The sequence below is a fragment of the Streptomyces sp. NPDC031445 genome, assembly GCF_055581365.1.
Genome location: NZ_JBVIJO010000008.1, coordinates 79,966 through 104,983, shown reverse-complemented (window position 1 = coordinate 104,983; position 25,018 = coordinate 79,966). Strand labels below are relative to the sequence as shown.

Annotated in this window: 24 protein-coding genes; 16 read left to right on the top strand and 8 right to left on the bottom strand. The window is 71.5% G+C overall.

Annotated elements, in window-relative coordinates:
* The first annotated feature begins 19 nt into the window (after positions 1-19).
* From ACZ5DC_RS21820 to ACZ5DC_RS21785, 8 genes are all read left to right on the top strand, one after another.
* The gene (locus ACZ5DC_RS21820; RefSeq protein WP_468655066.1) at positions 20-955 is read left to right on the top strand and encodes a carbohydrate ABC transporter permease; all 936 of its coding nucleotides are present in this window, start codon (positions 20-22) and stop codon (positions 953-955) included.
* Complete coding sequence (locus ACZ5DC_RS21815; RefSeq protein WP_468655064.1) at positions 952-1,836, top strand: carbohydrate ABC transporter permease; 885 nt, start codon at positions 952-954, stop codon at positions 1,834-1,836. The genes ACZ5DC_RS21820 and ACZ5DC_RS21815 overlap by 4 nt, the downstream gene beginning before the upstream one ends.
* On the top strand, positions 1,833-2,975 hold the full coding sequence (locus ACZ5DC_RS21810) for a Gfo/Idh/MocA family protein (protein ID WP_468655062.1): 1,143 nt from the start codon (positions 1,833-1,835) through the stop codon (positions 2,973-2,975). Before ACZ5DC_RS21815 ends, ACZ5DC_RS21810 begins: the two co-directional genes overlap by 4 nt.
* Entirely contained in the window at positions 2,972-3,817 is an 846-nt protein-coding gene (locus ACZ5DC_RS21805; RefSeq protein ID WP_468655060.1) for a DUF6807 domain-containing protein, read from the top strand. Before ACZ5DC_RS21810 ends, ACZ5DC_RS21805 begins: the two co-directional genes overlap by 4 nt.
* Entirely contained in the window at positions 3,814-5,718 is a 1,905-nt protein-coding gene (locus ACZ5DC_RS21800; protein WP_468655058.1) for an extracellular solute-binding protein, read from the top strand. The genes ACZ5DC_RS21805 and ACZ5DC_RS21800 overlap by 4 nt, the downstream gene beginning before the upstream one ends.
* A 62-nt stretch (positions 5,719-5,780) precedes the next feature.
* Positions 5,781-7,097: a pectate lyase family protein gene (locus ACZ5DC_RS21795; RefSeq protein WP_468655056.1), complete on the top strand. Its 1,317-nt coding sequence runs from the start codon at positions 5,781-5,783 to the stop codon at positions 7,095-7,097.
* A gap of 76 nt (positions 7,098-7,173) precedes the next feature.
* Positions 7,174-8,292 carry a pectinesterase family protein gene (locus tag ACZ5DC_RS21790; RefSeq protein ID WP_468655054.1) on the top strand — a complete coding sequence of 373 codons (1,119 nt, stop codon included), beginning with the start codon at positions 7,174-7,176 and terminating at the stop codon, positions 8,290-8,292.
* Positions 8,293-8,399: 107 nt separating this feature from the next.
* Positions 8,400-9,197 (top strand): HAD family acid phosphatase, encoded by a 798-nt coding sequence (locus ACZ5DC_RS21785; protein ID WP_468655052.1) that lies wholly within the window; start codon positions 8,400-8,402, stop codon positions 9,195-9,197.
* Positions 9,198-9,363: 166 nt separating this feature from the next.
* Here the strand turns inward: ACZ5DC_RS21785 and ACZ5DC_RS21780 are convergent, their stop codons facing one another.
* The 3 genes from ACZ5DC_RS21780 to ACZ5DC_RS21770 all read right to left on the bottom strand — a co-directional run bounded on the left by ACZ5DC_RS21780 (position 9,364) and on the right by ACZ5DC_RS21770 (position 12,201).
* Complete coding sequence (locus ACZ5DC_RS21780) at positions 9,364-10,818, bottom strand: peptidoglycan D,D-transpeptidase FtsI family protein (protein ID WP_468655050.1); 1,455 nt, start codon at positions 10,816-10,818, stop codon at positions 9,364-9,366.
* Positions 10,819-10,915: 97 nt separating this feature from the next.
* Positions 10,916-11,389 carry a GNAT family N-acetyltransferase gene (locus tag ACZ5DC_RS21775; RefSeq protein WP_468655048.1) on the bottom strand — a complete coding sequence of 158 codons (474 nt, stop codon included), beginning with the start codon at positions 11,387-11,389 and terminating at the stop codon, positions 10,916-10,918.
* Positions 11,390-11,427: 38 nt separating this feature from the next.
* Positions 11,428-12,201, bottom strand: a complete 774-nt coding sequence (locus ACZ5DC_RS21770; protein ID WP_366753693.1) for an IclR family transcriptional regulator — start codon at positions 12,199-12,201, stop codon at positions 11,428-11,430.
* A 152-nt stretch (positions 12,202-12,353) separates the two neighbouring features.
* Here ACZ5DC_RS21770 and ACZ5DC_RS21765 point away from each other — a divergent pair, with 152 nt between their 5' ends.
* The 4 genes from ACZ5DC_RS21765 to ACZ5DC_RS21750 all read left to right on the top strand — a co-directional run bounded on the left by ACZ5DC_RS21765 (position 12,354) and on the right by ACZ5DC_RS21750 (position 16,503).
* On the top strand, positions 12,354-13,883 hold the full coding sequence (locus ACZ5DC_RS21765) for an aldehyde dehydrogenase (NADP(+)) (RefSeq protein WP_468655046.1): 1,530 nt from the start codon (positions 12,354-12,356) through the stop codon (positions 13,881-13,883).
* Between the two features lie 23 nt (positions 13,884-13,906).
* A complete protein-coding gene (locus tag ACZ5DC_RS21760; protein ID WP_468655044.1) occupies positions 13,907-14,521 on the top strand; it encodes a DUF1349 domain-containing protein in 615 nt (204 codons plus the stop codon).
* Positions 14,522-14,626: 105 nt separating this feature from the next.
* Entirely contained in the window at positions 14,627-15,346 is a 720-nt protein-coding gene (locus tag ACZ5DC_RS21755) for a DsbA family oxidoreductase (RefSeq protein WP_468655042.1), read from the top strand.
* A 95-nt stretch (positions 15,347-15,441) separates the two neighbouring features.
* The gene (locus ACZ5DC_RS21750; protein WP_468655040.1) at positions 15,442-16,503 is read left to right on the top strand and encodes an aminotransferase class V-fold PLP-dependent enzyme; all 1,062 of its coding nucleotides are present in this window, start codon (positions 15,442-15,444) and stop codon (positions 16,501-16,503) included.
* Between the two features lie 59 nt (positions 16,504-16,562).
* Here ACZ5DC_RS21750 and thpD read toward each other — a convergent pair whose 3' ends face one another.
* From thpD to ACZ5DC_RS21725, 5 genes are all read right to left on the bottom strand, one after another.
* Complete coding sequence (thpD, locus tag ACZ5DC_RS21745; RefSeq protein ID WP_468655038.1) at positions 16,563-17,456, bottom strand: ectoine hydroxylase; 894 nt, start codon at positions 17,454-17,456, stop codon at positions 16,563-16,565.
* 6 nt (positions 17,457-17,462) lie between these two features.
* Complete coding sequence (locus tag ACZ5DC_RS21740; RefSeq protein ID WP_366753699.1) at positions 17,463-17,867, bottom strand: ectoine synthase; 405 nt, start codon at positions 17,865-17,867, stop codon at positions 17,463-17,465.
* Positions 17,868-17,896: 29 nt separating this feature from the next.
* Positions 17,897-19,168: a diaminobutyrate--2-oxoglutarate transaminase gene (gene ectB / locus ACZ5DC_RS21735; RefSeq protein ID WP_468655036.1), complete on the bottom strand. Its 1,272-nt coding sequence runs from the start codon at positions 19,166-19,168 to the stop codon at positions 17,897-17,899.
* A 13-nt stretch (positions 19,169-19,181) separates the two neighbouring features.
* A complete protein-coding gene (gene ectA / locus ACZ5DC_RS21730) occupies positions 19,182-19,700 on the bottom strand; it encodes a diaminobutyrate acetyltransferase (RefSeq protein ID WP_468655034.1) in 519 nt (172 codons plus the stop codon).
* Between the two features lie 348 nt (positions 19,701-20,048).
* On the bottom strand, positions 20,049-21,149 hold the full coding sequence (locus ACZ5DC_RS21725; protein WP_468655032.1) for a pyridoxal-phosphate-dependent aminotransferase family protein: 1,101 nt from the start codon (positions 21,147-21,149) through the stop codon (positions 20,049-20,051).
* Positions 21,150-21,288: 139 nt separating this feature from the next.
* Here ACZ5DC_RS21725 and ACZ5DC_RS21720 point away from each other — a divergent pair, with 139 nt between their 5' ends.
* The 4 genes from ACZ5DC_RS21720 to ACZ5DC_RS21705 are packed head-to-tail and all read left to right on the top strand — an operon-like array spanning position 21,289 to position 24,867.
* Positions 21,289-22,137 (top strand): transporter substrate-binding domain-containing protein, encoded by an 849-nt coding sequence (locus ACZ5DC_RS21720; RefSeq protein ID WP_366753703.1) that lies wholly within the window; start codon positions 21,289-21,291, stop codon positions 22,135-22,137.
* Entirely contained in the window at positions 22,134-22,967 is an 834-nt protein-coding gene (locus tag ACZ5DC_RS21715) for an amino acid ABC transporter permease (protein WP_468655030.1), read from the top strand. The genes ACZ5DC_RS21720 and ACZ5DC_RS21715 overlap by 4 nt, the downstream gene beginning before the upstream one ends.
* Positions 22,964-23,758, top strand: coding sequence for an amino acid ABC transporter ATP-binding protein (locus ACZ5DC_RS21710; RefSeq protein WP_366753705.1), 795 nt, complete (start codon positions 22,964-22,966; stop codon positions 23,756-23,758). The genes ACZ5DC_RS21715 and ACZ5DC_RS21710 overlap by 4 nt, the downstream gene beginning before the upstream one ends.
* A gap of 17 nt (positions 23,759-23,775) precedes the next feature.
* A complete protein-coding gene (locus ACZ5DC_RS21705) occupies positions 23,776-24,867 on the top strand; it encodes an amidohydrolase family protein (protein WP_468655027.1) in 1,092 nt (363 codons plus the stop codon).
* Positions 24,868-25,018: the final 151 nt, after the last annotated feature.

Sequence of the window (25,018 nt, the reverse complement as noted above, 5' to 3'; positions counted from 1 at the left end):
TCGCGAACGGAGAACAGTCATGGCCCAAGCCGCAGCCGTGGCGACACCGCCCGCGCCACCCCGGCGGCGCCGTGCCTCCGCGACCCCGCGCAGGCTGCCGTACCTGCTGATCGCCCCGGCGGCCCTGCTGATGCTGGGCTTCATCGCCTACCCGGTGCTCAGCGTCTTCTACTACAGCCTGCGGGACTACAACCCGACCAAGCCGTGGCGCAACGGCTTCGCGGGCCTGGACAACTTCACCCGGGCCTTCGCCCACGACCCGCAGTTCTGGGACACCCTGACCTTCAGCGCCAAGTGGGTCGTGGTGGAAGTCGGACTGCAACTGCTGTTCGGCCTCGCCCTCGCGCTCATCGTCAACCAGACCTTCGTGGGGCGGGCACTGGGCCGCGCGCTCGTCTTCTCGCCCTGGGCCGTCTCCGGCGTGCTGACCTCCGCCATCTGGGTGCTGCTCTACAACTCCCAGACGGGCATCACCCGTTACCTCGCCGACGCGGGGCTCGGCTCCTACGGCACCAGCTGGCTGTCGGACACCTCCACGGTGTTCCCGGCGGCGGTGGTCGCCGACCTGTGGCGCGGGGTGCCGTTCTTCGCGATCCTCATCCTCGCGGACCTCCAGTCCGTCTCCCGTGACCTGTACGAGGCCGCCGAGGTCGACGGGGCGAGCCGGATCAGGCAGTTCCGGCACATCACTCTGCCCCATCTGAAGGACGCCATCGTGCTGTCCACGCTGCTGCGCGCGGTGTGGGAGTTCAACAACGTCGACCTGCTCTACACCCTCACGGGCGGCGGACCCGCCGGGGAGACCACCACCCTTCCCCTCTACATCGCCAACACCAGCGTCGACGCCCACGACTTCGGCTACGCCTCCGCCCTGACCACGGTGGCGTTCGTGATCCTGCTCTTCTGCTCGATCGTCTACCTGCGGCTGAGCAAGTTCGGAGGCGACTCCAAATGATCACCGAGATCGCTCCCGCGCCCGAGCGCCTGGCGGCCGAGCCCGCCCGGCCCGGCAGGAGGCGCCGCGCCTGGGACGAGGTCCCGCGCTGGCAGATCTACGTCCCCCTGACGGTCTACCTCCTGTTCACCCTGATCCCCTTCTACTGGATCCTGCTCTTCGCGCTGCGCCCGGCCGGCTCCACCTCGCTGGTCCCGTGGCCGATGACGTTCGAGCACTTCGGGAAGGTGTGGACCGAGCGCGGCTTCGGCACCTACTTCACCAACAGCGTCTACGTCGGCCTCGCCACCCTGGTGCTCACCACCGTGGTCGCCCTGGCCGGCGGCTACGCCCTGGCCCGCTTCGACTTCCGCCTCAAGCGCGGCTTCCTGCTGGCCCTGCTGTGCTCCCAGTTCGTGCCGGGCGCGCTGCTGCTGGTGCCGCTGTTCCAGATCTTCGCCAAGCTGTCGATGCTCAACTCCCTCGGCAGCGTGATCATCGCCGAGACCGTCTTCCAGCTGCCGCTGTCGATGATCCTCATCGGCGGGTTCATCCGGAACGTGCCGTGCTACCTGGAGGAGGCCGCCTGGGTGGACGGCTGCAACCGGTTCACCGCCTTCCGGATCGTGGTGCTCCCGCTCCTGCGGCCGGGACTGATCGCCGTCGGCTCCTTCGCCTTCGTGCACGCCTGGAACCACTTCCTGTTCGCCCTGATGTTCCTCTCCGACCAGAGCAAGCAGACCATCCCGGTCGGCCTCAACACCCTGATGAGCGCGGACAGCGTGGACCCGGGCGCCCTGGCGGCGGGCGGCATCGTCGCGGCCGTGCCCGTGGTGATCGTGTTCGCCTTCATCCAGAAGTGGCTGATCACCGGGTTCAGCGCGGGGGCGGTGAAGGGATGAGCGTCGACGTCGTCCTGGCGGGCGCGCGCGGCCACGGCCGCCGGCACCTGGACAACATCCGCCGGCTCCAGGCGGCCGGCCTCGTGCGGCTGGCCGGGATCTGCGAACTGACCCCGCTGACCGAGGAGGAGATCCCGGACGGACTCGGCACCCCCGAGCAGTCCGCCGACCTCGGCGCGCTCCTGGACTCGACCGGCGCCCGCGTCGCCGTCGTCTGCACCCCGATCCCCACCCACACCGGCCTGGCCCTCACGGCCGCCGCGCGCGGGGCGCACCTGCTGCTGGAGAAGCCGCCGGCGCCGTCGTACGCGGAGTTCCGGCGGATGGCCGACGGGGTCGCCGAGGCCGGGGTGGCCTGCCAGATCGGCTTCCAGTCGCTCGGCTCGCACGCGGTCCCCGCGATCCGGCGCCTCCTCGCCGAGGGCGCGATCGGCGAGGTCGTCGGGGTCGGCGGGGCCGGGGCCTGGGCGCGCGACGAGGCGTACTACCGGCGGGCGCCGTGGGCGGGCCGGCGCCGGCTGAACGGCGCCGACGTGGTCGACGGGGTGCTCACCAACCCCCTCGCGCACACCGTCGCCACCGGCCTCGCCCTGCTCGGCGCCACCCGCGCCGAGGACGTCACCGGCATCGAGACCGAGCTGCTGCGCGCCAACGCCATCGAGTCCGACGACACCTCGTGCGTCCGCGTCCGCACCCGGCGCGGACCCGTCACGGTCGCGGCGACCCTGTGCGCGGAACACCCCGGGGAGCCCTACCTGCTGGTGCACGGCAGCAGCGGCCGGATCACCTTCTGGTACAAGCAGGACCGGGTGCTGCTCCAGCGCACCGGCCACGGCCCGCAGGAGACCGAGTACGACCGCACGGACCTGCTGGAGAACCTGCTCGCACACCTGGACGACGGCACGGGGCTGCTGGTCCCGCCGGACGCGACCGGCGCCTTCATGCGGGTGGTCGAGGCCGTCCGCGCCGCCCCCGACCCGGCGCCGCTCCCCGGGCACGCCTGGCGCACGCTGCCCGCCGAACACCGCCGGATCGTGCCCGGCATCGACGGCCTGGTCGCGGCGGCGGCCGAGACCCTCGCCCTCTACTCCGAACTGGGCGCCTCCTGGGCCCGGCCGAACGAGGTGAGCACCCGATGACGCCCCCCGGCAGCCTGGTCCTGCGGGTCGCGGGCCGCCCGGTCGCCCGCTACGCCATCCGGCCCGAGCTGCCCGCCCGGCTCTCCCCGCGCCCCCATCTGCACCCCGTCACCACCCTGGCCGGCACGGCGGTCACCGAGCTGAGCCCCGCCGACCACGCACACCACCTCGGCGTCGGTGTGGCCGTTCCCGACGTCGGGGGGCACAACTTCTGGGGCGGCCGGACCTTCGTCCGCGACCGGGGGCCGGCCGAGCTCGACAACCACGGCACCCAGCGGCACACCGGCTTCCGGCTCCGCGACCCCGACGGCTTCGTGGAGGAGCTGCGCTGGGTCGCCGCCGGGACCGAGCTGCTGCGCGAGCGCCGTACCGTCGCGGCCACCGGACTCACCGGGACCGCCTGGGCGCTGGACTTCACGTTCTCCCTCACCAACGTCACTCCCGGACCGCTGTCGATCGGCAGCCCCGCCACCAACGGCCGGCCCGGCGCGGCCTACGGCGGCTTCTTCTGGCGGGCCCGCAAGGAGTCCCGGGCCCCGGAGGTCTTCACCGCCGACCGCGAGGGCGAGTCGGAGGTGCACGGCACCCGCGCCGACTGGCTGGCGCTGGCCGGCACCCGCTGGACGCTGGTCTTCGCCGGCGCCCCCGGGGAGACCCGCCGGGACCCGTGGTTCGTCCGGGCCGCCGAGTACCCCGGGGTGGGCTCCTCCCTGGCGCACACCGAGCGGCTGACCGTCCCGCCCGGCGGGACCGTCGTCCGCCGGATCGTCACCGTCGTCGCCGACGGCCGGCCGTCCCGCGACGAGGCGGCGGCCCTGGTCCGCAAGGCGGTGAGCCGGTGACCACCTACCGCAACCCGGTGCTGGACGCCGACTGGTCCGACCCGGACGTCGTCCGCGTCGGCGACGACTTCTACCTCACCGCCTCCAGCTTCGGCCGCGTCCCCGGTCTGCCGCTGCTGCACTCGCGGAACCTGGTCGACTGGACGCTCGTCGGTCACGCCCTCGAACGCCTGGAACCGGAGGAGGAGTTCGCCCGGTCCCGGCACGACGGCGGGGTCTGGGCGCCGTCCATCCGCCACCACGACGACCGCTTCTGGATCTTCTGGGGCGACCCGGACCACGGTGTCTTCCAGGTCAACGCGCCCGCGAGCAGAAGACCGTGGAGTTGCCCGCACCTCCTCGAGCCGGGCAAGGGCCTGATCGACCCGTGCCCGCTGTGGGACGACGAGACCGGCGAGGAGGACCGGCTGGGCGGGCGCCCTGCTCGGCCTGTTCGCCACCGCGCCCGAGGGACCGGGACCCGCCGGCACGGCGGCCTTCACCCGGTTCCGGATCACACCCCGCTGAAGCTCCACACCGTCATGTCCCCGTTGGATCCAGCAGAAGAGAGCCGACCCATGAGAAGAAGCATCCGCATCCGCAGGAGCAGGCGCGCCGCCCTCACCGTCGCGCTGGGCTCCGTCCTCGCGCTGACCGCCACCGCCTGCGGCGACGACGGCAGCGGCGGCGCCGGGGACAAGGGGGGCGAGGGCTCCGGCAAGGGCACGATCACCTTCTGGGACAACAACGGCGGTGTCCGCACCGACATCTGGAAGCAGATCATCGCCGACTTCGAGAACAAGTACCCGGACATCAAGGTCAGGTACGTCGGCATCCCGGCGGCCGGCGCCCAGTCCAAGTACGACACCGCCATCCAGGGCGGCGGTCTGCCGGACGTCGGCGGCGTGGGCACCGCGATGCTCGCCGAGGTCGCGGCCCAGGGCGCCCTGGAGCCGCTGGACGGCCGGTTGCGCGAGAGCCCGCTGAACGGAAAGCTGAGCCGGAACCTGATCGAGGTCAGCAAGGCGGCGGGCGGCGGGAACACGCTGTACCAGGTGCCGACCTCCGCGAACAACGGCACGCTGTGGTACCGGACCGACCTGTTCGAGAAGGCCGGCCTGGACGCGCCGACCACCTGGTCGAAGTTCTACGAGGCCGCCGACAAGCTCACGGACAAGGGCAGGAACCGGTTCGGCTTCACCATCCGCGGCGGCGAGGGCGCCATCGCGCCGGCCCTGGACGCGGTGTACGGCCAGACCGGGATCACGTCGTTCTGGAACGGCGACAAGACCACCGTCAACGACCCCGAGAACGTGGCCGCCCTCGAGAAGTACGTCGCGCTCTACAAGAAGGACACCCCGTCCGCCGACGTGAACAACGACTTCACCAAGATGGTCGCCCAGTGGGACAGCGGCACGATCGGCATGCTGAGCCACAACCTGGGCTCGTACCAGGACCATCTCAAGGCGCTGGGCAAGGACAGGTTCCGGGGCGTTCCGAACCCCACGCTGGACGACGGCACCCGGGTGCAGGTCTCCAACCCGGTGGACGGGCTCAGCCTGTTCAAGTCGAGCAAGAACAAGGCGGCCGCCTGGAAGTTCATCGAGTTCGCCCTCTCCGCCGAGGAGAACTCCAAGTTCAACGAGTCGGCGGGGCAGGTCCCGGCGAACACCGACGCGGCCGGGGACGCGTGGATCCGGCGGGCCGAGCCGACGAAGCTGGCGGCCGAGGCGCTGAACGGACGCGACACCAAGATCGTGCAGTTGCCCTACTACCTGCCCGATTGGAACACCATCTCCAAGGCCGGCAACGAGCCGAACTTCCAGAAACTGCTGCTCGGGAAGACGAGCGCGAAGGAGTTCCTGGACACGCTGGCCGACCAGCTCAACGCCGCGCAGGCCGACTGGAAGAAGAACCACTGACGGTGCGGGTGGCTTCCCCCGCGTGATCACACGGACACCCGCACAACCGAGGAGACCCCACAGTGCGCACATCGCAATGTCATGGACGCGTCATCACCGTGCTGGCCGGCTGCACGGCCCTCGTCCTCGCCGTCACCGGCACCGCGTCCGCGCGGACCGCCCACCATGCCGGGCCCGACCGGCAGGTGCTGCCCGCCGGCGACGGCTGGGCGGCGTACGGGACCGGGACGACCGGCGGGGCCGCCGCCGACCCCGCCCACGTGTACACCGTCACCACCTGGAAGCAGTTCAAGGCGGCCCTCGCCGACGGCGGCAGCGCACCGAAGATCGTCCGGGTGAAGGGCACCGTCGACGCCGACGGCCCGGGCTGCGCCTCCTTCGCCGTGCCCGGGTACGACCTCGGCACCTATCTGAAGACCTACGACCCGGCGGTCTGGGGCCGCACCAGGAACCTCGACGGCGAGCCCGACGACAGCCCCGAGGGCCTGCGCCGCGCCTCCGCCGCCCACCAGGACGCCTTCGTCAAGGCGGACGTCCCCGCCAACACCACGATCGTCGGCATCGGCCGGAACGCCGGCTTCCAGGGCGCCAGCCTCCAGATCAAGGGCGTCGGCAACGTCATCGTCCGCAACCTGGCCTTCGAGAGCCCCCTCGACTGCTTCCCGCAGTGGGACCCGACCGACACCGCCGACGGCAACTGGAACTCCGAGTACGACAGCGCCGTGATCCACGGGTCGACCCATGTGTGGATGGACCACGACACGTTCACCGACGGAGACCACCCGGACAGCACCCTGCCGTCGTACTACGGCCGCCTCTACCAGCAGCACGACGGCGAGCTGGACATCGTCAAGGGCGCCGACTACGTCACCGCCTCCTGGAACGTCTTCGAGGACCACGACAAGACGATCCTCGTCGGCAACAGCGACAGCGCGGCCACGGCCGCCGTCGACCGGGGACATCTGAAGGTCACCTTCCACCACAACCTGTTCCGGAACCTGGTCGAGCGGGCCCCGCGCGTCCGCTTCGGACAGGTGGACTCGTACGACAACCACTTCGTCGCAGGCGACGGTTACTCCTACAGCTACGGCATCGGCATGGAGTCCCAGCTCGTCGCCGAGCACAACGCGTTCACCCTGCCGGCCGGGGTGGGCGCCGGTTCGATCCTGAAGAAGTGGAAGGAGGCGCCGGTCACCGCCGCCGACAACTACGTCAACGGCACGCCGACGGACCTCGTCGCCGTCCACAACGCGCAGGTGCCCGGCGAGATCCTGCGGTCCGGGGCCGGCTGGACACCCGTCCTGCGGACCCGGGTGGACCGGCCGCGGGCCGTGCCCGGCCTCGTCGACCACCGCGCGGGCGCCGGACACCTGCGCTGACGGCGCCGCCGCGACCGGGCCGGGGCCACGGCCCGGTCCCTCCCCGCCCCGAACCGTCCTCGGAAGGAGCACGTCCATGCCCTTGACCCGACGGGGTTTTCTCGGCGCGAGCGCCGTGGCCGCCGCCGCGCCCGGTCTGGCCTCCGCCCCCGCGCACGCCATGCCGCGCCCGTTCGGCCGCCACGGCTCCCCGGCCCGCCGCCTCACCCCGGACACCCTGTACGTCGACCCGCACGGCCGCGGCGACTTCACCTCCGTGCAGGCCGCGGTGACCGCCGCCACCGGAACCGGCCGCACCCTCGTGATCGCCCCCGGCAGCTACCGGGAACCGGTCGCCGTCGACGCCGGCCGTACGGGGATGACCTGGATCGGCGCCTCGGAGAACCCCCGGGACGTGGTGATCGTCCACGACCGCGCGGCCGGCACCCCCAAGCCCGGCGGCGGCACCTACGGCACCTCCGGATCGGCGACGGTCACCGTCCAGGCCGACGGGTTCACCGCCCGGTGGATCACCTTCGCCAACGACTGGCTGCGCGCCGGCCACCCGGGCGTCAGCGGCACCCAGGCCGTCGCCCTCAAGGCGCAGGGCGACCGGAGCGCCTTCCTGCACTGCCGCTTCCTCGGTCACCAGGACACCCTGTACGCCGACTCCACCGCCCTCGGCGCCTTCGCCCGCCAGTACTACGCCCACTGCCACGTCGAGGGTGACGTGGACTTCGTCTTCGGCCGGGCGACGGCGGTGTTCGACCGCTGCCGCTTCCGCACCCTGAACCGGACCGACCTCTCCGCGGCGCCCTACGGCTTCGTGTTCGCGCCCTCCACGGCCGCCGCCAACCCGCGCGGCTTCCTGGTCACGCACGGCCGCGTCACCAGCGAGGCACCGGACGCCGCCTACAAGCTGGCCCGCCCCTGGGTGCCCAGCTCCGACCCCACGGCCCGCCCGATGCTCACCGTCCGCGGCACCTGGCTCGGTCCCGGCATCGACGCGGTGGCCCCCTACACCGACATGTCGGCGGCCCACCCGTGGCAGGACCAGCGGTTCGCCGAGTACCGCGACACCGGTCCCGGCGCGGTCGTCACCGTCCCGGAGAACCGGCCCCAGCTCGGCGCCGACCAGGCCGAGTCGGCGACACGAGCGGCCTACCTCGGGGACTGGACGCCCTGGCGCGGGGCGGAGGCGCGGGCCGGGATGTGACACCGCGTCGGTATCGATCGGATAACAGGGCTGGCCCCGTGTGTGTGATGCGCGTAGACAGTCTCCGGCCTGGTACATCAATCTCATCCACCAGATCCGGAGCATTCATGCGGAAGTCCCTCAAGGCGGTGGCGGCCGGCGCCGCCTGTGTCGTCGCCGGTGCGGCGCTGTACGGCGCGGGCGCGGCCGGCGCCGGTCAGTCGACGGCCAACTCCACCCACGAGCCGTACAACATCGGGGTCCTGGTGAAGGACATCGACACCTACTACGGCACCACCGCCGACAGCGACGGCGTCTACCAGGCGTCCCCGGACAGCCCGTACGCCAAGGACCTGGCGCGGCTGGACAGCGACGCCAGGAGCTACATCGACAAGGCGGCCCGCAAGGCGCACCACAGGGGCGAGAAGCCGGCCGTCGTCTTCGACATCGACGACACGCTGCTGCTCAGCCTCGACTACGAGAAGCGGTACAACTACACGTACAACTCCGGCACCTGGAACGACTACGTGAACCGCGCCGACCGGCCCGCCGTCTTCGGCAGCCCGGAGCTCGTGCGGTACGCCGCGTCCAGGGGCGTCGAGGTCTTCTACAACTCCGGCCTCAGCGAGGCCCAGCGCGCCGCCGCCGTGGAGAACCTGAAGAAGGTCGGCGCCGACGTGAACCTCGACGCCGGCCACGTGTTCCTCAAGGACAAGGCCAACCCGCCGGCCTACCTCAAGGACTGCGCCACCCCGGGCACCTGGAACTGCACGACCGTGCAGTACAAGTCCGGGACGCGCGAGCACATCGAGGACGACCTGGGGTACGAGATCATCGCCAACTTCGGCGACCAGTACTCGGACCTCGACGGCGGTCACGCCGACCGGACGTACAAGCTCCCGAACCCGACGTACTTCGTCGGCTGAGCCCGTCCGCACCTCCTGGGCAGCCGCTCGTACCCGGCCCCCGCCACCGGCAGCACCGTGCCGCGGCGGGGTTCCGGGCGTTCGAGCCGCGGGCCGATGAGCCGCCGTGCGGGGCGAAGCCGCCGCTCACCGCGTAGGCGCGGCCCCCGGCCACCCCGGCCTCCGTCTACTTCAGGGCCGCCTGCATCATCGCCCTGGCCACCGGCGCCGCCAGGCCGTTGCCGCTCACTTCCGAGCGGGCCGCGTCCGACTGCTCCACCATGACCGCGACGGCCACCTCCTTGCCGTTGCCGTCGGACTTGCCGTAGGAGGTGAACCAGGCGTACGGCGTCTGGCTGTTGTTCTCGCCGTGCTGGGCGGTACCGGTCTTGCCGCCGACGGTCACCCCGTCGATCAGCGCGTTCGTGCCGGTGCCGTCCTTGACCACCGTCTCCATCGCCGACCGGAGCTGCTCGGCGGTGGCGGAACTGACGATCTCCTTGGTGCCGGCGCTGTCGTCATAGTCCTTCAGCACATCGCCGCCGCTGTCGGTGATCTGCGAGACCATGTGCGGCGAGACCAGCTTGCCGCCGTTGGCGATGGCCGCGGACACCATGGCCATCTGGAGCGGGGTCGCGGTGACGTCGAACTGGCCGATGCCGGACAGCGCGGTCTGCGCCTGGTCCATGCCGGACGGGTACACGCTGGCGTAGGCCCGCACCGGAACGTCCTGCGCGTCGTCGTCGAAGCCGAACTTCTCGGCCATGGCCTTCACCTTGTCCTGGCCGAGCTGGACGGCCATGTGACCGAAGACGTTGTTGCACGAGTACCGCAGGGCGACGCGGATCGTGGCGTCGCGGCAGGGCGCGGACTTGCTCTCGTTCGCCAGGTCGCGCACCGTACCCGGCAGCCGGTACGGATCGGGGCTGTCGGTGGGCTCGTCCACGTTCTTGTAGAGCCCGTCCTCCAGCGCGGCGGCCGCGACCACCAGCTTGAACGTCGAGCCCGGGGGCAGCGGCTGGCGCAGCGCGCGGTTGGTGAGCGGCTTGTCCTTGTCCGCGTTGAGCGTCTTCCACGCCTTGCCGGCCGTGTTCGCGTCGGTGAGCGCGGAGGGGTCGTACGACGGCGTCGACACCACGGCGAGGATCCTGCCGGTCTTCGGGTCGATCGCGACGGCCCCGCCCTTCTTGTCGCCGAGCGCGCGGTAGGCCGCCTTCTGCACCGCCGGGTCGATCGTCGTCAGCACGTCGCCCGGTTCGGCGCGCTCGCCGGTCACGGTGTCCAGCACGGTCTTCAGCCGGTTGTCCGTGCCGTTGAGCAGGTCCTTGTAGACGCCCTCCAGCTGGGTGGGGGCGTAGGCCTGCGAGGCGTAACCCGTCACCGCCGCGTACAGCTCGCCGTCCGTGTACGTCCGTCTGTACGCGAGGTCGCTCCCCTTCGTCCGCGTGGAGCCGGTGATCGCTTTGCCGGCCACGATGATGTTCCCGAGGGGCCGCGAGTAGGTCGCGATCGCGTTCCGCCGGTTGTCGTTGTCGTCCGCGAGGGCCTTGCCGTCGTAGAACTGCAACCACGTGGCCCTGACCAGCAGGGCGAGCACGAGCAGCAGCGCGAAGACGGACGCCCGCCTGATCGTCTTGTTCATCCCGCTGGGAAGACGATCGGTACGGGGGCGATCGTTCCCGTACGACCGTTTTTCTCATCCGGCGTTCATGCCGTGCGGCGCCCATGGCGGCCCGCGTTCAGGAGGCCCCCAGGATCAGCACGACCTCCTCGATCTCCCGGCCCCGCGCGTTCGCGTAGCCCCGGGCGCGGGCCGCCTCGCGGAAGCCGCACTTCTCCAGGACGCGCAGCGACGCGTGGTTGTCGGCCGCGGCGCGCGCGTACAGCGGCCGTTCGGGAACCTCGGCGAGCAGGGCCCGCAGCGCGGCCGTCGCCACGCCCCGGCCCCAGTAGGCGCGGTCGATCCAGTAGGTCACCTCGCGCTCGCCGGCCACGCCGTAGACGGCCGCGTTGCCGGCCACCTCCCCGTCGGCCAGGACCGTGCGCAGCACGTCGGAGGAGTTCCGTACGCGCTGCCAGTAGGCCGCGAGGGCCTCCGGGTCGTACGGGTCCTCCGGGCCGAACGCGGCCATCCGGAGGGCCTCCGGGTCGGTCATCTGCCGGTAGAACGCCGGCAGATCGCCGTCCCGTACGGCTCGCAGCGTGATCTCCATGCCGCCGAGCCTACGGCCCCGGACCGCGGCCGGCGGGGTCAGAGCCTGCGCGTCGCCAGCGTCAGCCGGTCCCGCGCGTCGAACAGCGCGTCCTTGATCATCTGCTCGTGCGCGGGGGTCAGCCGGGCCACCGGCACCGAGCAGCTGATGGCGTCCCGCGCGGGCGTGCGGTACGGGATCGCCACGCCGAAGCAGCGCAGGCCCAGCGTGTTCTCCTCGCGGTCGACGGCGAAGCCCTGCTCCCGTACCTGGTGCAGCTCCTCGATGAGCCTCTCCCGGTCGGTGATGGTGTGCTCGGTGAGCGCGGGCAGCGTCTCCGGCAGCAGCTTGCGCACCTGCTCGTCGGTGTAGCTGGCGAGGATCGCCTTGCCGAGGGAGGTGGAGTGGGCCGGCAGCCGGCGGCCGACGCGGGTGAAGGGCCGCAGGTAGTGCTGGGACTGGCGGGTGGCCAGGTAGACCACGTTGGTGCCGTCGAGCCGGGCCAGGTGGATGGTCTCCGTGGTGTCGTCGGAGAGCCGGTCCAGGGTCGGGCGGGCGGCGGCCACCACCTCGTCGCCGTCGATGTACGACGTACCGACCAGCAGCGCCCGCACCCCGATGCCGTACCGCGTGCCCGTCGCGTCCGTCTCCACCCAGCCAAGCTCCACGAGCGTGCGCAGCAGCATGTACAGGCTGGACTTGGGATACCCCACGGCCTCCTGGACGGCAGCGAGGGAGTGCATACCGGGCCGGCCGGCGAAGTATTCGAGCAGCTCAACGGTCCGTACCGCGGACTTGACCTGCGCCCCGCCCCCTGTGTCGCCTGCCGTCATCGCCCTTGACCCCTTCGTTCGACAGGACCTGAGTTATATAGTCTCCGAGCAGCATATTCATCATCAGAGACAGCGTTCAGTATATCGAACGCGGCTGATGGGTGAGCCTGGATCGTCGTAGACAATGCGGCCTTTACTGGGAGGGACCCGCGGTGGCAGCAGCACCAGTCTGGAGTGTCGACCCGCGCACCGGGAAGCAGCGTGAACAGGTTGCGGTGGAGGCCACGGCCCAGGAGGTGGACGCGGCCGTCCGGGCGGCCCACGCCGCGCGCGACGCCCTCACCGACCGCGCGGTCCGCGCCGCGTTCCTGCGCTCGGCCGCCGCGGGCCTCGACGCGGCGAAGGACGGCCTCGTCGAGACCGCCGACGCCGAGACCGCGCTCGGTCCCGCCCGGCTGACCGGCGAACTCGCCCGCACCAGCTACCAGCTGCGGGCCTTCGCCGGCATCGTCGACGAGGGCGCCTTCCTCGACGTCATCATCGACCACCCCGACGACACCGCCACCCCGCCCGTCCCGGACCTGCGCCGCTACAAGGTGCCGCTCGGCGTCGTCGCCGTCTACTCCGCCTCCAACTTCCCCTTCGCCTTCTCCGTCGCCGGCGGCGACACCGCGAGCGCGCTGGCCGCCGGCTGCCCGGTCGTCGTCAAGGCCCACCCCGACCACCCGGCCCTGTCCGAGCTGGTCGCCAAGGTGCTGCGCCGGGCCGCCGCCGGACACGGCATCCCCGAGGGCGTCGTCGGACTCGTGCACGGCTTCGAGGCGGGCGTCGAGCTGATCAAGCACCCGCTGGTCGCCGCGGCCGGCTTCACCGGTTCGGTCCGGGGCGGACGGGCGCTGTTCGACGCCGCCGCCGCGCGCCCGGTGCCGATCCCGTTCCACGGCGAACTCGGCTCGCTGAACCCGGTCCTGGTCACCGAGGCCGCCGCGGCCGAGCGGGCCGAGGAGATCGGCGGCGGGCTCGCCGGGTCGATGACCCTCGGCGTGGGCCAGTTCTGCGTCAAGCCCGGCCTGGTGCTGGTGCCGTCCGGCGCGTCCGGCGACCGGCTGGTGAAGTCCCTGACCGACGCCGTCAGCGACACCGACGCCGGGGTGCTGCTCGACCACCGCATGCGGGACAACTTCGTCGCCGGGGTCGCCGAGCGCGCCGGGCTGCCGGACGTGGAGTCGCCGGTCACCCCGGGCGCGGGCGGCGAACACGCGGTCAGCGCCGGCTTCCTCACGGTGCCGGCACAGAAGCTGGCCACGCAGGGCGCGTACGACCTGCTGCTGGAGGAGTGCTTCGGGCCGGTCACCGTGGTGGCCCGCTACGCGGACGAGGCCGAGGCCATGGCGGTGCTGTCGCGGCTGCCGGGCAACCTGACGGCGACCGTCCAGGTGTCCTCGGACGAGGCCGCCGGGCGGGGACGGGGCCCGGAGCTGCTGGCCGAGCTGACGCCGCTCGCCGGGCGTGTGCTGGTCAACGGCTGGCCGACGGGGGTCGCGGTGGCGCCCGCGCAGCATCACGGGGGGCCTTACCCGGCCACCACGTCCACGTCGACGTCCGTGGGCGGCACCGCCATCGAGCGGTGGCTGCGGCCGGTCGTCTACCAGAACGCGCCCGAGGCCCTGCTGCCGGACGAGCTGAAGGACGACAACCCCCTGGGGCTTCCGCGGCGGTTCAACGGGGTGCTGGAGCGGTAACGCCGAACGAGGGCGAGGAGAGGTTGACGGACGTGGACATTCCCGAGGTTCCCTTCCCCCTGGAAGCGCACGGCCCGGACGGTGACTGGTCCTACCGGGACGGTGTGCTGACCGGGCGGGCCGGGCCGCGTCAGGACCGGTTCGTGCCGCCCGACGGCGACGCGCTGGAACCCGCCTCCGACGCGCCCCGGCTGCTCGGCGCGCCGCCGGAAGGGGACTTCCGGCTGAGCGCCCGGGTCCGTGTGGGGTTCCGGGACGCGTTCGACGCCGGGGTGCTGTACGTCCACGCGGGCGAGCGGGCCTGGGCCAAGCTCTGTCTGGAGTACTCCCCGGACGTGCCCACCGTGTGCACGGTGGTCACCCGGGGGCGCTCCGACGACGCCAACTCCTTCACGGTGGACGGGGACTCGGTGTGGCTGCGGGTCAGCCGGACGGGGCGGGCCTTCGCCTTCCACGCCTCCCGGGACGGCGTGCGCTGGACCTTCGTCCGGTTCTTCACCCTGGGGGAGGAGAAGGAGGCGGATGCCGCGCTCGTCGGGTTCATGGCGCAGTCGCCGGTGGGGGAGGGGTGTGCGGTGACCTACGACCACATCGCGTTCCGGCCCGGCGGGCCGGGCGACCTGCGGGACGGCGGCTGAGGTTCGGGGGAGGCGGCGGAACGGGAATGAAACCGGCTGCTTGAACGTTCACGCACCGGTCGGGGAGAGCCCCCGCGCCCGTACGACCTGGAGAGAGCCGAAGACATGCGCGTCGAGATCTGGAGCGACATCGCCTGCCCCTGGTGCTACGTGGGCAAGGCCCGCTTCGAGAAGGCGCTGGCTGCCTTCCCGCACCGCGACGAGGTCGAGGTGGTGCACCGCTCCTTCGAACTGGACCCCGGCCGCGCCAAGGGCGACGTCCAGCCGGTGATCACCATGCTGACCGCGAAGTACGGCATGAGCGAGGCGCAGGCCCAGGCGGGCGAGGACAACCTGGCCGCCCAGGCCGCCGCCGAGGGCCTGGACTACCGCACCCGGGACCGCGACCACGGCAACACCTTCGACATGCACCGCCTGCTGCACTTCGCCAAGGAGCGGGGCCGGCAGGACGAGCTGATCCAGATCCTCTACCGGGCGAACTTCGCCGAGGAGCGGTCCGTCTTCACCGAGGGCGACGAACGGCTGGTGGAGCTGGCCGTCGAGGCGGGACTGGACGCCGACGCCGCCCGCGCGGTGCTCGCCGACCCCGCCCGCTACGCCGACGAGGTCCGCGCCGACGAGCGCGAGGCCGCCCAGCTCGGCGCGACCGGGGTGCCGTTCTTCGTCCTCGACCGGACGTACGGGGTCTCCGGCGCCCAGCCCGCCGAGGTCTTCACCCAGGCGCTCACCCAGGCCTGGGGCGAGCGCTCGCCGCTGAGGCTCGTCGAGCAGGGTGACGCCCAGGCGTGCGGGCCGGACGGGTGCGCGGTGCCGCAGCAGGGCTGAAAGCGCAGGTCGGTGCGGTCGTATAAGCGCCGCTAAGAGGAACCACGTACAAGTTCGCGATGGACGCGTGGTTCCCCGGGCCGCAGAGTGGACCCATGGAGACCACGGAGACGTTCGACCGCCTCGTCCGCGCCGAGTTCACCCCGAAGAGCATCTACCTCAACACCGCGAGCAACGGCCTGCTGCCGGCCCGCACCGTCGCCGCCCTCCAGGAGGCGGCGCTGCTGCGGGCCGAGGGCCGGCCGCTGACCGCGCTGTACGAGGACGTGGAGTCCAGCCGGGCCGCGTTCGCCCGGCTCGCCGGCGTCCCGGCCACCCGGGTCGCGGCGGGCGCCTCGGTCGCCGCGCACACCGGTGTGATCGCCGCCTCGCTCCCGGCGGGCGCCGAAGTCCTCACCGCCGAGGACGACTTCACCTCCGTGCTCAACGCCTTCCACGTCCGCGGCGACCTCAAGGTCCGCACGGTCCCGCTGGAGCGGATCGCCGAGTCCGTCCGGCCGGGCACCGCGCTCGTCGCGGTCAGCGCCGCCCAGTCCGCCGACGGCCGGATCGCCGACCTGCCCGCTCTGCGCGAGGCCGCCCGCGCCCACGGCGCCCGCACCTACGTCGACTTCTCCCAGGCCGCCGGCTGGCTCCCGGTGGAGGCGGACGCCTACGACTTCACCGCGAGCGTCTCCTTCAAGTGGCTGCTGGGCCCGCACGGCGCCGCCTTCCTCACCGTCCCCGAGGACTTCGGCGGGCTGACCCCGCTGCTCGCCGGCTGGGTCGCGGCCGAGCGGCCGTGGGACAGCTGCTACGGCCCGGTGGCCGAGCTCGCCCGCTCCGCCCGGCGGTTCGACCTCACCCACGCCCTGTTCACCTTCGCGGGACTGCGGCGCTCGCTGGAGCTGATCGAGGAACTCGGGGTGGACGCCGTGCACGCCCATGACACCGCCCTCGCCGACCGGTTCCGCGCCGGTCTCGCCGGCCTCGGCCACGAGCCGGTGCCCGCCCCGGGGTCGGCGATCGTCTCGGTCCCGGGACTGGGCTCCCGGCAGCCCGGGTTGAGCGAGGCGGGCATCGAGGTCTCCGACCGCGCGGGCAACCTGCGCGCGGCCTTCCACCTCTACAACACGGCCGCCGACGTGGACCGGCTGCTGGAGGCGCTGTCCGGCTGACCCGACCGGGCCGGGGCCTCCCGTCCCGCACGAGGAGGCCCCGGCCCGGTGGCCGGGGGTCACCGCACCGGGGTGAAGTCCCGCGCCCCGATGAACTCCGGCCGCCGCACCGGCGCCGCGAACGGCTCCACCGCCGCGTTCTCCACGCTGTTGAACACGATGAAGACGTTGCTGCGCGGGAACGGCGTGATGTTGTCGCCGGAGCCGTGCATGGCGTTGCAGTCGAACCAGGTCGCCGAGCCGGCCCTGCCGGTGAACAGCCGGATGCCGTACTCGCCCGCCAGCGCGGTCAGCGCCTCGTCCGACGGCGTGCCCGCGTCCTGCATCTGCAGGGACTTCCTGTAGTTGTCCTTCGGCGTGGCACCGGCGCAGCCCAGGAACGTCCGGTGCGAACCCGGCATGATCATCAGGCCGCCGTTGGTGTCGTGGTTCTCGGTCAGCGCGATGGAGACGGACACCGTGCGCATGTTCGGCAGGCCGTCCTCGGCGTGCCAGGTCTCGAAGTCCGAGTGCCAGTAGAAGCCGCTCGCGCCGAAGCCCGGCTTGACGTTGATCCGGGACTGGTGGACGTACACGTCCGAGCCGAGGATCTGCCGGGCGCGGCCGACCACGCGCGGATCGCGCACCAGGTTCGCGAACACCTCGCTGATCCGGTGCACCTCGAAGACCGAGCGGATCTCCTTGGACTTCGGCTCCACGATCGCGCGCTCGTCGGCACGGATCGCCGGGTCGGCGACCAGCCGGTCCAGCTCACGCTTGTAGACCTCGACCTCGTCCGGACCGATGAGCTGGTCGACGGCGAGGAAGCCGTCCCGCTCGTACGCCTGGAGGTCGGCCGTCGCGATCGGGCCCGGGGTGTCGGGGGCGCCCCAGACGACGGGGTCCTGGCGGGGGACGGTCACCTCGGTGGTGCCGCGGGTCGGGTAGAGGTCCCTCACGGTGGCGGTGGTCATGGGTTCTCACACCTCCTCGGGCTCGGTGAGCAGGGGGTAGACGCCGTTCTCGTCGTGGTCCTCCCGGCCGGTGACCGGCGGGTTGAACACGCAGATGCAGTGGAAGTCCTCCTTGACGCGCAGCGTGTGCCGCTCGTGCCCGTCGAGGAGGTACATGGTGCCGGGGGTGATGGTGTACGTCTTCCCGGTCTCCTGGTCGGTGAGTTCCGCCTCGCCCCTGGTGCAGACGACGGCCTCGACGTGGTTGGCGTACCACATCGACGTCTCGGTCCCGGCGTACAGGATGGTCTCGTGCAGGGAGAAGCCGACCCGCTCCTTGGCGAGGACGATCCGCTTGCTCTCCCAGGTGCCGGACTTCGCCCTGACGTGCCGGTCGGTGCCTTCGACGTCCTTGAACGAACGGACGATCATGAGTTGCGCTTCCTCCTTGCTGGGTGGGGTCAGGCGGTCTCGCGGACGGCGCGGGCGAGGACGCTGAGTCCCTCGTCCAGTTCGTCGCGGGTGATGGTCAGGGCCGGCAGCAGCTTGACGACCTCGCCCTGGGGGCCGGACGTCTCGATCAGCAGCCCGAGTTCGAAGGCGCGGCGGGCGACCCGGGAGGCGCGGGAGGTGTCGTGGAACTCCAGGCCCCACACGAGTCCGCGGCCGCGGTACTCCCTGACGTCGGCCAGGTTCTCCTCGGTGATGGAGATCAGGGCCCGCTCGACCTGCTCGCCCCGGGTGCGGGTCTGCTTCTCCATGGCCGAGCCGTCGGTCCAGTACGTCTCCAGGGCGGCGGTGGCGGTCACGAAGGCGGGGTTGTTGCCGCGGAAGGTGCCGTTGTGCTCGCCCGGCTCCCACACGTCCAGCTCGGGCTTGAACAGGCACAGCGACATCGGCAGCCCGTAGCCGCTGATCGACTTCGACACGGTGACGATGTCCGGGGTGATGCCGGCCTCCTCGAAGGAGAAGAACGCGCCGGTACGGCCGCAGCCCATCTGGATGTCGTCGACGATCAGCAGCATGTCCTGCCGCTCGCACAGCTCCTTCAGCGCGCGCAGCCACTCGGGCCGGGCCACGTTGATGCCGCCCTCGCCCTGCACGGTCTCCACGATCACGGCGGCGGGCTTGTTCAGCCCGGAGCCCTGGTCCTCCAGCAGCCGCTCGAACCACAGGAAGTCCGGGACCGTGCCGTCGAAGTAGTTGTCGAACGGCATCGGCGTGCCGTGCACCAGCGGGATGCCCGCTCCGGCCCGCTTGAAGGCGTTGCCGGTCACGGCGAGGGAGCCGAGCGACATGCCGTGGAAGGCGTTGGTGAACGACACGATCGCCTCGCGGCCCTTCACCTTCCGCGCCAGCTTCAGCGCCGACTCGACGGCGTTGGTGCCGGTCGGCCCCGGGAACATGACCTTGTACGGCAGGTCGCGCGGGCGCAGGACCAGGTCCTGGAAGGCCTGGAGGAAGGTGCGTTTGGCCGTGGTCGACATGTCCAGGCCGTGGGTGACGCCGTCCCGTTCCAGGTAGTCGATCAACGCCCGTTTGAGCACGGGGTTGTTGTGGCCGTAGTTGAGCGAGCCGGCGCCGGCGAAGAAGTCGAGGTACGCATGACCGTCCTCGTCGTACATCCGGCTGCCCTGCGCGCGGTCGAAGACGGTGGGCCAGCCGCGGCAGTAGCTGCGCACCTCGGACTCCAGGGTCTCGAAGACGCTGAGGTCGGGCTGGGTGATGGTCACGGTGATTCGCTCCTCAGTGGGCGGTGGAGTCGGTCAACGGGCCGATGCGGTAAAGGACTTCGGGGTCGTGCGGGCCGTCCGTGAACAGTTCGGCCGGGAACAGCACCTCGCGGGTCACCTGTGCGCCGTGCCGCTCGGCGAAGGAGGTGAACAGCCGCTCGGAAGCGGTGTTGCCGGGCGTGATGGTGGTCTCCATCCCGGTGATCCCCCGCTCGGCGACGAGCCGGGCGGTCAGCCCGTCCAGCAGCTTGGCGGCGATGCCGTGGCCCCGGTGGGCGGGGTCGACGGCCACCTGCCAGACGAGCAGCGTGCGGGGGCGGTCCGGCCGCAGGTATCCGGTGACGAAGCCGACCGGCTCCCCGCCCGCGCCGCGCGCCACCGCCGAGGTGCCGGCGAAGTCCCGGCACCACAGCAGATAGCTGTAGGAGGAGTTGACGTCGAGGGTTTTCGATTCCTTGGCGAGACGCCAGAGCGCGGCTCCGTCGGTCGTCGCCGGTTGTTCGATGAGCAGGTCTGCGGGTGCGGCAGTCATGCGGCACGAATTTAGCGAGGCGAATTCGAAAATGCACGGGAGCGAACGCGAGGGGTTCTCGCTCGATCGGCGAAATGTCCGTGATGTCCCGCATCAAATCCGTACAAATCACACTCGTTGTGGAGTGTGTCACAGGTTGCAAAGCCCGGGAAACGCGTCGGCAAACTCCGTTGTTTAGCCCTGCAAAAAGCGGGCAGAAGAAGACGGGAAGCTATCGCCCGGAGAATTGGCGGAGTTTGTGAAAGTAATTGGAATTCAAGATGTGAAAACGGCCCGCGCGGTGTGCGCGAGCCATTTTCGTCCCGTCCCGGGTTCCGTCGCCCTCCCGGGATGACCGCGGACCGCCGGTCAGCACCAGGCGTGCTCCACTGCCGCGCGGGCGGCGGCCGGGTCCACCGGCACGCCCTGCTCGGCGAGCGCCGCGCCCAGTGCCGCCAGGGAGTCCCGGACCGCGCCCTGCGTCGCGTCGGGGCCGTAGTGGTTGACGCGGATCATCTCCCGGGCCAGGGCGCCGCCGCCCGCCGCGAGCGGCAGGGCGGGGTTCGTCGCCAGGGCGCGGGCCACCAGGTCGGAGGCCACCACGCCGGACGGCACCCGCAGGGTCGTGGCGACCGGTGCCGCGTCCCTCTCCTCGTACACATACGGCTCCAGACCCCCGCCCAGTGCGACCGCGCCGGCCCGCGAGGCCAGCGCCGCGCGCCGGTGCCGGGCCATCACCGACTTGAGGCCCGCCGACTCGATCCGCTCCAGGCACGCCTCCAGCGCCAGCATCTCCAGCTGCGCCGGAGCGTGCGGCAGCGCCTTGCGGCCGGCGTCGATCCAGCGCTCCTTCCAGTCGAGCAGGGACAGGTAGGAGCGGCGCGGGGCGTTCGGGTTGGCGGCCATCCGGGCCCACGCCCGCTCGCTCACCGAGATCGCCGACACCCCCGCCGGGCCGCCCATCGCCTTCTGCGCCCCGATCACGCACAGGTCCACGCCCCACGCGTCCGGCAGCACGGGCTCGGCGCCCACGGAGGCCACCGCGTCCAGGTAGAACAGGGCGCCCCGCTCCCGCACCGCCTCGCCGATCTCCGCGACCGGGTTGGTGTTGCCGGTCGCCGCCTCGGCGTGCACCAGCGACACGAAGTCGATCTCCGGGTGCTCGGCGAACGCCTCGCGGACCTGCGCCGCGGTCACCGCCGTGTGGAAGGGGACCGAGAGGTCGTGCACCGTGGCGTCGGCGTCGCGCAGCCAGTTGCCGAAGGTCTGCCCGTAGGGGCCCGTGATCACGTTCAGGGCCACCGTGCCCGGACCGGCGGCCGCGCGGATCGCGCCCTCCAGCGGCAGCAGCGCCTCGCCCTGGGTGATCAGGACGTCCTGGCGGGTGTCCAGCAGCCGGGCCACCCCGTCCTCGATGGCGGCGAAACGCTCGGCAGTCAGCGGGGGCAGGTCGAGGAAGGGGTGGGTCACGGCGGTGCTCTCTTCGTCTCTCGGGGGCCGACTCCCCCGATCTTAGGTCGGGGGCCCGCCTGGCCATGGGTTTGATTTGAGAGACTCAAACCCGTCCTTATAATCGGAACCCTTAGTTCCCCGACAGGAGACCTCCCCCATGAAAACGCTCGTCGGGCGCCGGACCCGCCTCCTGGCCGCTACCACCGCGACCGCCGCACTCGTGCTCGTCGCGGCCGGCTGCTCCTCCAGCGACTCGGGGAGCGGCAAGACCACGGTCAAGGGCGTCCACCTGGTCAAGGCCGGTCAGCTGACCACCTGCACCCACCTGCCGTACCCGCCGTTCCAGTCGGAGGTGAACGGCAAGGTGCAGGGCTTCGACGTCTCCCTCATCGACCTCGTCGCCAAGGACCTCGGCGTCAAGCAGCAGATCCTCGACACGCCCTTCGAGAACTTCAAGACGGGCGCCTTCCTGAACTCGGGCGAGTGCGACCTGGCCGCCGCCGGCATGACCATCACCGCCGAGCGCAAGAAGAACGTCGACTTCTCCGACCCGTACTTCGAGGCCACCCAGGCCGTCCTCGTCGACAAGAACAGCGGGATCGGCTCGCTCGCCGACGTCAAGGCCAAGGGCAAGAAGCTCGGCGCCCAGGCGCAGACCACCGGCGAGGACTACGTCAAGGGCAAGGGCTACGACCCGATCTCCTTCGAGTCCTCCGACGCCGTCCTCAACGGCCTGCGCACCGGCCAGGTCCAGGCCGTCGTCATCGACTACCCGGTCGTCCAGGGCTGGCTGAAGGACAAGGCCAACGCGGACAAGTTCAAGGTCGTCGACAACCTCAAGACCGGTGAGCAGTACGGCTTCACCGTGAAGAAGGGCAACAAGGCGCTGCTCGACGCCGTCAACAAGGCGATCAGGACCGCCAAGGCCGACGGCACCTACAAGAAGATCTACGAGCAGTGGATCGGCCCGTACGAGGCCTCCGTCGCCTCTCCCGCCGCCTCATGACCGACACGGACACAGCCCTCCAGCCGAAGAAGAAGGGACTGACCCGGCGTCAGAAGCGCGGTCTGTCACGCGGTGTCCAGTACGCCGTCTTCGCCGCCGCCGTGATCGCCTTCGCGGTCACGGCCGACTGGGGCCGGCTGCAGAACCAGTTCGCCCAGGCGGACATCGCGAAGCAGATGTTCCCGGACGTCATCACGCTGGCGCTGAAGAACACCGTGCTCTACACGCTGTCCGGCTTCGTCGTCGGACTCGTCCTCGGCATGCTCCTCGCGCTGATGCGGCTGTCCTCCGTGGGCCCCTACCGCTGGCTGGCGAGCGTCTACATCGAGATCTTCCGCGGGCTGCCCGCCCTGCTGATCTTCATCTTCGTCGGCGTCGCCGTGCCCCTCGCCTTCCCCGGCACGGAGATCCCGGGCGGCACCTACGGGAAGGTCGCCCTGGCGCTCGGCCTGGTCTCCGCCGCGTACATGGCGGAGACCATCCGGGCCGGCATCCAGGCCGTGCCCAAGGGACAGATGGAGGCGGCCCGATCGCTCGGCTTCTCGCCCGCGAAGGCCATGGTCTCCATCATCGTCCCGCAGGCCTTCCGGATCATCCTGCCGCCGCTCACCAACGAACTCGTCCTGCTCTTCAAGGACTCCTCGCTGGTGCTGTTCCTCGGTGTCACCCTGGAGGAGCGGGAACTGTCCAAGTTCGGCCGCGACCTCGCCAGTACGACCGCCAACTCCACGCCGATCCTGGTCGCGGGCCTGTGCTACCTGCTGGTCACCATCCCGCTCAGCTTCGTCGTGCGCCGTATGGAATCCAAGGCCCAGGAGGCGATCCGGTGAGCCGCCCGGAGATCGAGGTCCGCGGACTGCACAAGTCCTTCGGCGACAACGAGGTGCTGCGCGGCATCGACCTGGAGATCGGCCAGGGCGAGGTCGTCTGCGTCATCGGCCCCTCCGGCTCCGGCAAGTCCACGCTGCTGCGCTGCGTGAACCTGCTGGAGGAGCCCACCAGGGGCCAGGTCTTCGTCGGCGGCACCGAGGTGACCGACCCCGACGTCGACATCGACGCCGTACGCCGCCGCATCGGCATGGTCTTCCAGCAGTTCAACCTCTTCCCGCACCTGAACGTCACCGGGAACCTCACGCTGCCGCAGCGCCGCGTCCTCGGGCGGGACAAGGAGACGGCCGCGCGCGTCGCCGCCGAGAACCTCGCCCGCGTCGGCCTCTCCGAGAAGGCGGACGCCTACCCGTCCTCCCTCTCCGGCGGCCAGCAGCAGCGCGTCGCCATCGCCCGCGCGCTCGCCATGGGCCCCGAGGTGATGCTCTTCGACGAGCCGACCTCCGCGCTCGACCCGGAGCTGGTCGGCGACGTCCTCGCCGTCATGCGCCGGCTCGCGCGGGAGGGCATGACGATGATGGTCGTCACGCACGAGATGACCTTCGCCCGCGAGGTCGCCGACCGGGTCGTCTTCATGGACGGCGGTGTGATTGTCGAGGACGGCAGCCCGGAGCGGGTGATCGGCGACCCGCGGCACGAGCGCACCCGGCACTTCCTCTCCCGGCTCCTCGACCCGGCGATGGCCGAGGTCGAGGAGGAGACCTCCGGCCAGGTGGGGACGTCCGAGCCGTAGGTCGTTAGGGTGCGGGCATGAGCGATGGTGCGGTGCTGCACGTGAAGGGCCGGGTCCTGGCCGGGCCGGACGACGTCCGTGACGAGCTGTGGGTGGTCGGGGGCCGCGTCTGCTACGAACGCCCCGCCGGGGCCCGCGACATCACCACCGTCGAGGGCTGGGCGCTGCCCGGCCTGGTCGACGCGCACTGCCACGTGGGCCTGGGCGCCGAGGGCCCGGTCGACGCGGACACGGCGGAGAAGCAGGCGCTCACCGACCGGGAGACGGGCACCCTGCTGGTCCGCGACGCGGGCTCGCCCTCCGACACCCGCTGGATCGACGACCGCGACGACCTCCCGAAGATCATCCGGGCGGGCCGGCACATCGCCCGCACCCGCCGCTACATCCGCGGTTTCGCCTGGGAGATCGAGCCGGACGACCTGGTCGCCTACGTCGGCCGGGAGGCCCGGCGCGGCGACGGCTGGGTCAAGCTGGTCGGCGACTGGATCGACCGCGACCTCGGCGACCTGGCCCCCTGCTGGCCGCGCGGGGCGGTGGAGGCGGCCATCGCCGAGGCCCACCGGCTCGGCGCCCGGGTCACCGCCCACTGCTTCGCCGAGAATTCGCTGCGCGACCTGGTCGAGGCGGGCATCGACTGCATCGAGCACGCCACCGGCCTCACCGAGGACCTGATCCCGCTGTTCGCCGAGCGGGGCGTCGCGATCGTCCCGACCCTCGTCAACATCGCCACCTTCCCCCGGCTCGCGGACGGCGGCGAGAAGAAGTTCCCGCGCTGGTCCGCGCATATGCGCCGGCTGCACGAGCGGCGCTACGACACCGTGCGCGCCGCCTACGACGCCGGCATCCCGGTCTTCGTCGGCACGGACGCCGGCGGCACGCTGCCGCACGGGCTGGTCGCGGAGGAGGTCGCCGAACTGGTCGCCGCCGGCATCCCGCCGGTCGACGCGCTCGCCGCCACCAGCTGGGCGGCCCGCGCCTGGCTCGGCCGCCCCGGGCTGGAGGAGGGCGCCCCGGCCGACCTCGTGGTGTACGAGGCCGATCCCCGGGCGGACGTGCGGGTGCTGGCGGCGCCCCGGCGGGTGGTGCTGAACGGACGGGTGGTCGAGTAGACGTTCCCGTGATGCCGTCGATTTCGCCCCGGAATCGAATCGGCTTGCGGAAAATCCACGTTTGAGTGAAGTAACCCCGGATCGCTGACCGTTCACCCACACCGGGGACAAGGTTGACGGGTCCCAAGCAGGTTCCGTCTGGGGGTCCCAC

Excerpts from the sequence above, each read along its gene's own strand:
- ACZ5DC_RS21820 (WP_468655066.1), top strand. The coding sequence starts at position 20 with ATGGCCCAAGCCGCAGCCGTGGCGACACCGCCCGCGCCACCCCGGCGG.
- ACZ5DC_RS21815 (WP_468655064.1), top strand. The coding sequence starts at position 952 with ATGATCACCGAGATCGCTCCCGCGCCCGAGCGCCTGGCGGCCGAGCCC.
- ACZ5DC_RS21810 (WP_468655062.1), top strand. The coding sequence starts at position 1,833 with ATGAGCGTCGACGTCGTCCTGGCGGGCGCGCGCGGCCACGGCCGCCGG.
- ACZ5DC_RS21805 (WP_468655060.1), top strand. The coding sequence starts at position 2,972 with ATGACGCCCCCCGGCAGCCTGGTCCTGCGGGTCGCGGGCCGCCCGGTC.
- ACZ5DC_RS21790 (WP_468655054.1), top strand. The coding sequence starts at position 7,174 with ATGCCCTTGACCCGACGGGGTTTTCTCGGCGCGAGCGCCGTGGCCGCC.
- ACZ5DC_RS21785 (WP_468655052.1), top strand. The coding sequence starts at position 8,400 with ATGCGGAAGTCCCTCAAGGCGGTGGCGGCCGGCGCCGCCTGTGTCGTC.
- ACZ5DC_RS21780 (WP_468655050.1), bottom strand. The coding sequence starts at position 10,818 with ATGAACAAGACGATCAGGCGGGCGTCCGTCTTCGCGCTGCTGCTCGTG.
- ACZ5DC_RS21775 (WP_468655048.1), bottom strand. The coding sequence starts at position 11,389 with ATGGAGATCACGCTGCGAGCCGTACGGGACGGCGATCTGCCGGCGTTC.
- ACZ5DC_RS21770 (WP_366753693.1), bottom strand. The coding sequence starts at position 12,201 with ATGACGGCAGGCGACACAGGGGGCGGGGCGCAGGTCAAGTCCGCGGTA.
- ACZ5DC_RS21755 (WP_468655042.1), top strand. The coding sequence starts at position 14,627 with ATGCGCGTCGAGATCTGGAGCGACATCGCCTGCCCCTGGTGCTACGTG.
- ACZ5DC_RS21750 (WP_468655040.1), top strand. The coding sequence starts at position 15,442 with ATGGAGACCACGGAGACGTTCGACCGCCTCGTCCGCGCCGAGTTCACC.
- thpD (WP_468655038.1), bottom strand. The coding sequence starts at position 17,456 with ATGACCACCGCCACCGTGAGGGACCTCTACCCGACCCGCGGCACCACC.
- ACZ5DC_RS21740 (WP_366753699.1), bottom strand. The coding sequence starts at position 17,867 with ATGATCGTCCGTTCGTTCAAGGACGTCGAAGGCACCGACCGGCACGTC.
- ectA (WP_468655034.1), bottom strand. The coding sequence starts at position 19,700 with ATGACTGCCGCACCCGCAGACCTGCTCATCGAACAACCGGCGACGACC.
- ACZ5DC_RS21720 (WP_366753703.1), top strand. The coding sequence starts at position 21,289 with ATGAAAACGCTCGTCGGGCGCCGGACCCGCCTCCTGGCCGCTACCACC.
- ACZ5DC_RS21715 (WP_468655030.1), top strand. The coding sequence starts at position 22,134 with ATGACCGACACGGACACAGCCCTCCAGCCGAAGAAGAAGGGACTGACC.
- ACZ5DC_RS21705 (WP_468655027.1), top strand. The coding sequence starts at position 23,776 with ATGAGCGATGGTGCGGTGCTGCACGTGAAGGGCCGGGTCCTGGCCGGG.